Origin of the sequence: Candidimonas sp. SYP-B2681 (genome assembly GCF_003971065.1) — a bacterium.
GTDB lineage: Bacteria > Pseudomonadota > Gammaproteobacteria > Burkholderiales > Burkholderiaceae_B > Pollutimonas.
In genome coordinates, this window is record NZ_RYDV01000016.1 from 1 (window position 1) to 9,347 (window position 9,347).

10 protein-coding genes are annotated in these 9,347 nt (G+C 54.3%); 8 read left to right on the forward strand and 2 right to left on the reverse strand.

All coding sequences use genetic code 11. The features are described from left to right. Positions 1-830: 830 nt before the first annotated feature. Positions 831-1,505: a thiopurine S-methyltransferase gene (locus EKL30_RS18580; RefSeq protein ID WP_126708743.1), complete on the reverse strand. Its 675-nt coding sequence runs from the start codon at positions 1,503-1,505 to the stop codon at positions 831-833. Positions 1,506-1,585: 80 nt separating this feature from the next. Next, positions 1,586-2,866: a DUF445 domain-containing protein gene (locus EKL30_RS18585; RefSeq protein WP_126708744.1), complete on the reverse strand. Its 1,281-nt coding sequence runs from the start codon at positions 2,864-2,866 to the stop codon at positions 1,586-1,588. A gap of 85 nt (positions 2,867-2,951) precedes the next feature. Here EKL30_RS18585 and EKL30_RS18590 point away from each other — a divergent pair, with 85 nt between their 5' ends. The 8 genes from EKL30_RS18590 to EKL30_RS18625 all read left to right on the forward strand — a co-directional run bounded on the left by EKL30_RS18590 (position 2,952) and on the right by EKL30_RS18625 (position 9,080). After that, positions 2,952-3,302, forward strand: coding sequence for a DUF6152 family protein (locus EKL30_RS18590; RefSeq protein WP_126708745.1), 351 nt, complete (start codon positions 2,952-2,954; stop codon positions 3,300-3,302). Beyond that, positions 3,302-3,781 (forward strand): DUF6644 family protein, encoded by a 480-nt coding sequence (locus EKL30_RS18595; RefSeq protein ID WP_370246287.1) that lies wholly within the window; start codon positions 3,302-3,304, stop codon positions 3,779-3,781. The genes EKL30_RS18590 and EKL30_RS18595 overlap by 1 nt, the downstream gene beginning before the upstream one ends. 57 nt (positions 3,782-3,838) lie before the next feature. Further along, positions 3,839-4,735, forward strand: coding sequence for a spermidine synthase (locus tag EKL30_RS18600; RefSeq protein WP_126708746.1), 897 nt, complete (start codon positions 3,839-3,841; stop codon positions 4,733-4,735). A 260-nt stretch (positions 4,736-4,995) separates the two neighbouring features. Continuing rightward, positions 4,996-5,334: a hypothetical protein gene (locus EKL30_RS18605; protein ID WP_126708747.1), complete on the forward strand. Its 339-nt coding sequence runs from the start codon at positions 4,996-4,998 to the stop codon at positions 5,332-5,334. A gap of 267 nt (positions 5,335-5,601) precedes the next feature. After that, complete coding sequence (locus tag EKL30_RS18610) at positions 5,602-6,582, forward strand: tripartite tricarboxylate transporter substrate binding protein (protein WP_126708748.1); 981 nt, start codon at positions 5,602-5,604, stop codon at positions 6,580-6,582. A 14-nt stretch (positions 6,583-6,596) separates the two neighbouring features. After that, complete coding sequence (locus EKL30_RS18615; protein WP_126708749.1) at positions 6,597-7,103, forward strand: MarR family winged helix-turn-helix transcriptional regulator; 507 nt, start codon at positions 6,597-6,599, stop codon at positions 7,101-7,103. A gap of 82 nt (positions 7,104-7,185) precedes the next feature. Continuing rightward, the gene (locus EKL30_RS18620; RefSeq protein ID WP_126708750.1) at positions 7,186-8,877 is read left to right on the forward strand and encodes an FAD-dependent monooxygenase; all 1,692 of its coding nucleotides are present in this window, start codon (positions 7,186-7,188) and stop codon (positions 8,875-8,877) included. Positions 8,878-8,888: 11 nt separating this feature from the next. Further along, positions 8,889-9,080, forward strand: coding sequence for a DUF2783 domain-containing protein (locus EKL30_RS18625; protein WP_126708751.1), 192 nt, complete (start codon positions 8,889-8,891; stop codon positions 9,078-9,080). The last annotated feature ends 267 nt before the right edge of the window (positions 9,081-9,347 follow it).

The following is a 9,347-nucleotide window of genomic DNA, read 5'->3' on the forward strand; positions in this document are numbered from 1 at the left end:
TCGCCAGCGCTGCCCGCATTACCGGGCCATTGCGGGGCGTCCGCGAACTCGCGGCGCTGACAGTCTCCCAGACTGTCAGCCAGCCTGCCGCTCGGACAGCGCGGCCTTGTCTCCCCGCACTGGCCCGGTAATGCGGCGGGCGAAAAAATCGCTTACCCAGCCCCAGGCACGACGGCTCAAGGCAACGGAATGGCAGCGATGCACAGTATTGGCGGGGCGATCGGTATCTGGAAGCACTGGCAGCTAAGCTGGCTGTGGAGCAACGGATATTTGGTGAGGCTGGCGGATACGCTGGCTGTGTGGCAACGTACTTCATGGCCATAGCTTCGGGAAATCGTAGCCATACCGAGCCATGGTTGGCCTCATCGCTACGTCGCCTAATTGCCAGCTAACGAACATCGCAACATTCCAACATCACAAAATAGCCCGCGAGCCAGAACACCTAGGCACACTAGACTCAAGCGTAGCCCAACGCAGCGCTAACCTAGCCACAAGACCGAGATCGGTCCAATCAAATCTAAGTTCAAGGTGCGGCGGGTCGCGGGAGGCTGGGACGAAAGTTTGAGCGCGCCGGCCAACCGCTCTGGATCGGGGAAAAAAGGGCCCGCCTGTTTGAGCCGGAAGCACAGGCCGAAGGCCTGGCGATGGCGAGTTTGGGCCCGCCCCGATCCAGAGCGGTTGGCCGGGCAGTCCAGCGAAGCTGGACCGCAGCGATCTTTCGCCCAGCCTCTCGCGACCCGCTGCACCGACTTAAGAAGCGCCAACCCGTCCGAAGAATGAATGATCCGACTTAAGAAACGACGACCCGTCCGAAGAAATAACGCGCCGACTTAAGATTGCCCAGCCGAGACCGCGCTTTCAAGCCCGTACACCACGGTATCCAAACTTGTCAGTCCCCGTTCGGCAAATTTCGGCTCTTTATCAAGAATATCCCGGCGGTCAAGGATTCGGGCTTCAGAATGCCGGCTAAAAAGAGACTGAACTTCGGCATCGCCCACCGAGAACGGCGGACCTTCCATCTGGTCCTGATGATAGTCCAGGGTCAACAACAGTCCGCGATATTGAACCGGAAGCTGCGCGTAAACGTGCTCCACATAACGTTGACGCATCGTTGGCGGCAGGGCGATCAGCGCTGCTCGGTCGTACACCCCCACGCATGAATTCAGCGTAGCAACATCGAGTGCAAAAATGTCGCCGCAAATGATTTCGATGTTTCCTGCAATATGGTGGCGGCCCAGCGGCGATTCATGAGTTTCCGGCTCTAGACCGTTCTCAGCAAAAAACTGATCAATGGCCAATTGCGCCAGTTCGATACCCAATACTTGATGGCCCTGTTCAGCGAGCCACATCATATCCAGCGATTTCCCGCACAGCGGCACCAGAACCCTCTCGCTTGATGGCAACGACAGTGATGGCCAGTATTTAGGCAGTAACGGTGTTACACGATTTTGATGAAAACGGGTTTGTCCGTCGCGCCATCGCTCTAGCCAGAAATCGGCGTCCATGAAGCCATCCTTACAGTGATAAGTGACGTTTATTGTAGAGACAAATGCCTATAGAGGTAAGGCATTCATGCATCGCAGAATCACTTGGCCAAGAGCTGCAGAACGTGTGGAATCTGGGAGCAAAAATAGAGTATTAGTCCGATCAGGCCACCGACTAGTGTTCCGTTGATCCTGATAAATTGCAAATCCTTGCCGATGTTCAGTTCAATCTGCCGCGACATATCTTGCGCCTCCCAACTTTTTACGGTATCGCGAATGTGTCGCGTCAAAAATTCGGAGAAATCGGGGGCCATCGTTTTGGCGGCGCGTTCCATATGCTGGTTCAGCGACGCCCGCAGTTCTGCATCCTTGCCCAGCGCCTGACTTATCCATTGGCCTGTTGCCGCGATTTTCTCGTGCAAAACGGAGCCCTTGCGATCAAGGTCTCGCTTAAGCCAATCGCGCAAGTCGTCCCATAATTCTTTCACATAGGTATTTAGTGCCTGATCGTTTTTGAGGTATTGCTTTATCTCCTCGGCTTTGCTTGCCATATTGGGGTCGTTCTTTAGCTGTTGAATCAGCCTTTCCAGAACGTCATCGAAACCCTTTCTGAATTTATGGCCCTTATCTTCAACGATATCGTCAAGCACCATGTTGACAGCGCTAGCGATCTGATTAGAAAGATTTTCTCCTAGCCATTCGGTTGGCAGAACTTTTTCTTTGATGGGATGTTCGCGTTTTAGCCATGCAACAATTTGTTCGGAAATCAGGAGGCGCGTAGCGGGTGTGTCGAGCTGCTTAATGATAAGGCCCACACCCTGATCCAGGAGCTCTTGATGCCGGCCATCCTTGGTCAGATTATCCAGAACCGTGGCGACCGAAGACGATAAATCCACTTTGTCGATGATGACATCAATGGCGTTTTTCATGAACGACTGGATACGCCTGTCGTCGGTAAGATCCAATATGGTCCGTATCAAGGTCGCCATATGGTGTGCGATACGTTCCGCGTTGCCGGGTTCCGTAAGCCAGCCGGCAATTGCTTTTGCCGGGTCATGTTTTCTTATCAGCTCGACAATTGATAAGGGATGCAGAAACTTTTCTTTCACAAAGGTTGCCAGGTTCTCGGCGATCTTATCCTTATTTCTAGGGATGATGGCCGTATGCCGTGATACGAAAGGAATGGGAACGCGCCGGAAAAGCGCCACTACAGCGAACCAGTCCGCCAGAGCGCCGACCATTGCGGCTTCGGATATGGCTTTGAGCCCGTCCATCCAGAAACTCCGGGGCGAGAAAATGGTAATGACAAACACGATGGCTGCCCCAAGTAACATGCACAGGGCAGTGCGCTTTGCTCGCTTCAGTTCCGTTTCTTTGTTCATTCTTGGGATTCAGGCTTTTAGTGGTAGGCAGCAGAGGTAGGTCCTATCTATAATAAGCTCCTCGTCGTCTCTAGCGGAGTCGGATATGAAGATCAAACCATTGCTTTGCTCCATCGTATTGGCAGTCTCGGCAGGACCGGTCTGGGCTCATCATGGCTGGAGCTCCTATGATGCCGACAAACCCATCAAAGTGGAAACAGCGGTGGTCGACGTGCAGTATCGCAATCCTCATGCCGAACTGGATATCGACTATCAAGGCAATCGCTGGGATGTCATCTTGGCCCCTACGCGTCGCATGGAATCGCGTGGCCTGCCGAAAGATGCCCTCACCGTCGGCAAGAATGTGATTATCGAAGGCTATCCGCGACGTGATGGTGCTCACGAAATACGGGCCGAGCGTATTACCGTCGACGGCAAGACGATCGAGCTTCGCTAGTGGAGCTCGGTAGCTGGGCTGCGTGGCTGGAAGCTTCGCCGATGGGTGTATGGATGCGCATGTCAGATTTTGCGTATCCTGCCGTCAACCTTGTCCACTTAGCTGGGCTGGTGCTGCTTGTCGGTTCAATGCTCATACTTGATCTGCGCTTATTGGGCGTAGCGCGCCGCCTTCCATTGACCGAAGTGTCGTCCCTGCTGACCCCGCTCGCTGTAGTGGGACTTGTGCTGCTTTTACTCAGTGGCGTGCTGCTATTTTCGGCAGACGCTGGCCCCCTATTAAATAACCCATTGCTGCCTTTTAAGCTCGGTTTTATTCTGCTCGGTATTGTCAACGCACTGTTATTTCGGGCGATTTGGTCCCCCCGCTTATCGCTGTGGGACCATGCGGCGCCAGTCATCGGGCGTATGCAGGCGGCGGCTTCTTTGCTGTTATGGATTGCCGCAGCGACGTGTGGCCGGCTGCTAGCCTACGTTTAAGACTTAACCGGGCGGCTCTGGCCTTGCTGACAGGGTACCCCTTATTCTGGCGATCTCATGGCATTTCTTCGTTCCTTGCTTGCGGCTCGTCCGGTTGTGGCGTGCGTTTTGGCGGCGTGCTTTGCACTGATCACGACCCTCGCACTGTTAGACCCGGGTTCGGCTGCGGTCATCCATACCGAGCAGTCTGAATTCGCTCCCGTGGTTGTATTCGAAGAACTTGATCAACGATGCATGAATTTCAACAGTCCGGAGGACCTCGGCCGGCAAAGCTGCATCGATCTCGACGATCCCGACGAACTGGTGTTCAGCTATACCCGCACGATGATGAGCGCGCTATTCGTCAATCCTGAGCCCGCGCATGTATTGATTGTGGGGCTCGGAGGCGGGTCACTCTCCCGTGCATTGGCCAAGGTGCTTCCAGAGGCGGTGATTGATACGGTCGAGATTGACCCCGCCGTCGTAAACGTTGCCAAAAAATTCTTTGGGTATATGCCCAGTGCCAAGCAACGAATTTTCGTTGAAGACGGTCGTGCGTTTATCGAGCGTGCGCATCGTCAGGGGCAGCAATATGACTTGATCATGCTCGACGCATTCGACGTGGACTATATTCCCCCGCATTTGCTTACTCGAGAATTCCTCCAACACGTCTATGCCACTCTGACGCCGGGCGGCGTATTGGTAGCCAATACTTTTTCACGCAGTCACGTATACGATCAAGAATCGGCGACTTACGCTGATGTATTTGGCAAGTTCTTCAATTTGCGGGGACCTAACCGCATTATTATGGCGCGTCGGGGAAGCCTTCCTGAACTCTCAGAAATCACTCGAAATGCGAACGCCTTGGCGACAAAGCTTAGGCCATTTGGCGTGAATGTTGAGAATCAGCTGCGGATGTTTTCAGGAGCGCTGGACCGTGATTGGGATCAGAACGCCAAGGTGCTTTCGGACTGATTCTCAATTCCGTTCGCATCTATATGCCGTTTTCCCCAATGCTGTCTGGCATTCAATATGTGCCATTTGGCTGATTGGTCACGGGGACCAAAAAGACGACTATCTGAGGGCAGTTTTGCGCTTGCGCGAATGGTAAACGGGGATTGATCCAGACACACAGAAGTGGCCGTGCGTCGCTTCAGCGTGCCCCTCAGGAGACTGACCATAAATTGACTGTGCCTATCGAAAACACATCTATCAAACTAATAGTGGAGATTGACATGACACAAAACCAAGATCAAGACCAAGCGGCAGTGCCAGAAGTCGATAGCGTTGCTGACACGCAGGCTGAAGAAAATGTGGCGGTTCTCGAAGACGTGAATACGGATTCTGAAGAGGCTGGCGCTGAAACAGACGATGCAGAAAGTCAGCAAGAAGGGGAAGTCGACCCTGTCGCGCAAGAGGAAGAGCAAGAAGCTACGGACGTAGTCAGTGAAGACGCCGCAGAGGAAAATCCCGATGCCGTAGAAGACAGCGACGATGAAGCCGCCGAAGAGGTAGTGCTTGACGAGGTACAGGACGAGGAGTCGACTGACGGTGATGAGCCGGCTGCTTCGTAGACAATAGAAAGCCGGTCAGGACAGCTATTTTTCCTGACTGGTCGCCTCTTAACGAGGCGTAAATCTTCGCAAGGCCCCAAGAAAACCGAGACGACCATGTGTCGCTTTTTTTTTGTCATCGTTTTGGTCCCATCCCGGAACAGCTAGGGAAAGCACTTAGTTGCGCGCGCAACTATTTTGATTAAACTTGATCGGTGTCATTTACATGGGTACTGGCCCGGTAGTAAGCGCAGATCCCCTTATCTCTTTACATTCGTGAGATTCCTTATGCGTACATTTTCGTCATGGTCTAAAAAGTTGCTGTTCGCCGCTATGCTGGCGATTCCTGCTGCCGGCGCCATAGCAGCGGAACCCTTCCCGAGCCGTACCATTGAATGGGTAGTGCCGTATCCCGCTGGGGGTGGCACGGATATCGTTGCCCGCACTTTGGCTCAGTACATGTCCAAGATCCTGGGGCAGAATATTGTCATTCTTAATAAGTCTGGCGCAGCGACAGCCATTGGCGCCGAATACGTTGCACGGGCGTCGGCCGATGGCCATGTATTGCTGTCAGCGGATACGGCGACCCTCGCCGCAAATCCGTTTATTTATAAAAAGCTCAGTTACGACGCCGAAAAAGACTTTGCGTCTATTGGTTTAACCGTGCGTTTTCCGATGATTTTGGTCGTCAACCCGAAAGTACCGGCAAAAAACCTTGAAGAATTCATCGCATGGGCTAAAACGCAGCCCGAAGTCCCTTATGCGACGCCTGGCTCGGGAAGTCCACATCACCTTGCCACTGAGTTGTTCCGCGAAATGACGGGCCTAAAGCTGTCGCATATCCCGTACCGGGGCGCTGCTCCTGCTGTGCAGGACGTCGTAGCGGGCCAGGTTCCTTTCATGTTCGTCGATACCGCTAGCGGTCAGCAATATATTTCGTCGGGCAGACTGCGCGCCATCGGCGTCGCCAGTCCAAAGCGGGTAAAGAATTTCGATACTATTCCAACCCTTGACGAACAGGGCTTGAAAGGATTCGAAGCATATGCCTGGCAAGGTCTTGTGGCGCCAGCCGGCACGCCAGTCGCGGCGATCGATAAGCTGAATAAAGCGATGCTGGCTGCAATGGAAACGCCCGAGGTTAAAGAAAAGCTCACGACCTTGGGTCTGGAAGCAATCCCAAGTACCCCCGAAGAAATGACGAAATTTGCCGCCGACGAGCGCATCAAATGGAGCAAGGTCATTAAGGCTAGCGGTATTTCAGCCGATTGATCGACAATCCTCCGATGAATACTCCGACCACCTTCGACGACGAGCTGGCTGACGAATTGGGCCTTGCCGATGTGCAGCCCCTGAATCGGACCATGACTTATCGCTTGCACATGCTGCATAAGCTAAGCGATCACCGCAGCCAGCGGACTTACTCTCACGAAACCGGGCTTTCGCTCAGTGATGGGCGATGCCTTGCCACAGTGGGTTCGTTTGAGCCCTTGTCAGTTAACGATCTCGCCCGTTTGTCTAATCTGAACAAGGGTCAGGCCAGCCGCGCCGCGCAGGCGTTGGTGAACTATGGCCTTCTATCAAAAAAGGGCCAGGTTGAAGATGGGCGGGGTGTGGTTTTAACCTTGACCGCCGAAGGGCGTCGGGTTTGGCGCAAGACGATGGAATTGATCAGGCTTCGCAATGACGACATTTTCAGTTGCCTGAACGACGAAGAACAATCCCAATTAAGTGATTTTTTAGATCGCTTGATCGCTCACGCCAACGATGAGAAGAATGATCAGCGCGGTTAGGGCGGCTCGATTCAGTACCCCACGGGCGCGCTTGAAAGAACAACTACGGCAGCCGGTCGCTGCCAGTAAACAGGAGTCCTGAATGCATCAGCCTGATACGCAACCTCGGCGTTCGCTGTACTACAACTATCAAGTATTCGAGCCTTGGCTGGCGTCAGAAAATGCGCCTCAAGGTCGCAAGAAAGTGGTGGTTGTCGGTGCCGGCCCTGCAGGACTGACTGCAGCGCTCGAACTGGCTCGCCATGGTGTTTCCAGCGTGGTGCTGGAATCGGAATTGCAGGTTTCAGAAGGCAGTCGGGCCATTGTATTTACCCGTCGTTCAATGGAAATCCTGCAACAGGTGGGGGTGGCCGATCGCGTCACCGAGAACGGGCTCCCCTGGTGTTTTGGGAATTCGTATTATCGGGGCCAACGGGTATTCCGCATGGAAAACGATCGTGATGACGACGATCGTTTTTTCCCCATGATCAACCTGCAGCAGCAGTACCTGGAGGAATACCTGGTCACTGCGGCACACGCCAATCCCTTGATCGATTTTCGTTGGGGTAACCGGATCGACCAAATCGAACCATTGTCAGATGGGGTTCTAGTTCGGGTCGACACCCCAGAAGGCCCATACGCGCTGGAAACCGACTGGCTGGTGGCCGCCGACGGGGCGCGTTCAGCCGTCCGCACCATGATGAACCTGAAGCTGGAAGGGGCCTCGTACGAAGGCCGGTTCGTGATTGCGGACATTCGTATCAATCTGCCGTTGCCAACCGAACGCATGGCTTTCTTTGACCCCGACTGGAATCCTGGCAATACGGTGCTGATGCATCGCGAGCCGCAGGGAATCTGGCGTGTTGATTACCAGTTGCCCGTTGGAGAGACGCCCGAGCAGGCATTAACCCCTGAATCACTCAAGACGCGGATTCAAGCCCTATTGGCGCAAATTGGTCACGATGACAAACCCTGGGAAATGGATTGGTGCTCGGTGTATTCGGCACGCACACTGACATTAGCCGATTATGTTCATGGCCGTGTGCTATTCACTGGCGACGCCGCACATCTATTGCCGATCTTCGGCGTACGGGGCGCGAACACGAGTTTCCAGGACTCGCAGTCGCTCGCATGGCATTTGGCATACGTCGTCAATGGCTTGGCCTCTGAAAAACTGCTTGCCAATTACAGTCGCGAACGGGTCGGCGCAGCCCGGGAAATTATCGACGAAGCGGGTAAGAGCACACGGTTCATGACGCCACCCACGCGCGGCTTTCGTTTGCTGCGCGATGCAGTCCTGTCGTTGTCCCTGTCGCAGGAATTCGTGCGGCCGCTATACCATTGGCGCACGTCTCGGCCGCATGCGTACGCGCAGTCGCAGCTCAACAGTGCTGGCGACGACAATTTATTATTCAAGGCCGGTCCTGCCAACGGAGCCCCGCCGCAGAACATTCGCCTTTCTTCCAACGACTATTTGCTTGACCATTTGGGCGGCGGCTTTGATCTGCTGTATTTCACACAGGCGGGCGACATTCCGCATCCGTTGCAGCGGGCAGTGGCCGGGGCGCGCGATCGCGGTCTGGTTTTACGAGTGATTGCCGTAGGGGCCAGCGAACCTGTCGCAGGCGCAGACCTTACGTTTGCTGATGCTGACGGCCACTTTCGTCAACGTTATGGTGTCCTTGCCAGTGGCGCAGCCTATCTGCTGCGCCCTGATCAACACGTCTGCGGCCGGTGGGTGACGCTGGATGAGACTCGGCTGCAAGCCGCCTTGGATACCATACTGAAGCAATAAGGAAGACCGCCATGAAGCAAACTAAATCCCTATCCGTCCCCGGCTTGGAGTCCGTGTACGACGCGCTGGCGACGGCCATCGATGAGGCGGGCGCGGAGAAGACGGAGCTTTTTCTCGTCAAATTGGCCTTGCTGAATGCGAATGCACTGGCCGACCCCGACAAGTTCCGTTCCCACATTCAGGAAGCATTGCAAGATTTGTAGTAGGTAGGCTGTCTATATCCCCAATATGACTCGTTATGCTCTGTTCGTTTGCAGGTGCTCATTAAGCACGTCAATGAAATGTGGGGTTAGCAGAGACGGCGCGGTGTGGGCAGACATAGCCACATGTGTCGACGTGTCAGGGCAGCTCACGATCGAGGCTGTGTGAAAACCCCCATTTTCTGTGCGATCAGTTCGAGGTAGAGTTCTAGGCATGTTGAGTGGGGATTCAATATGTCCAGATACATCACAGGTCAAGACAGACAGCAA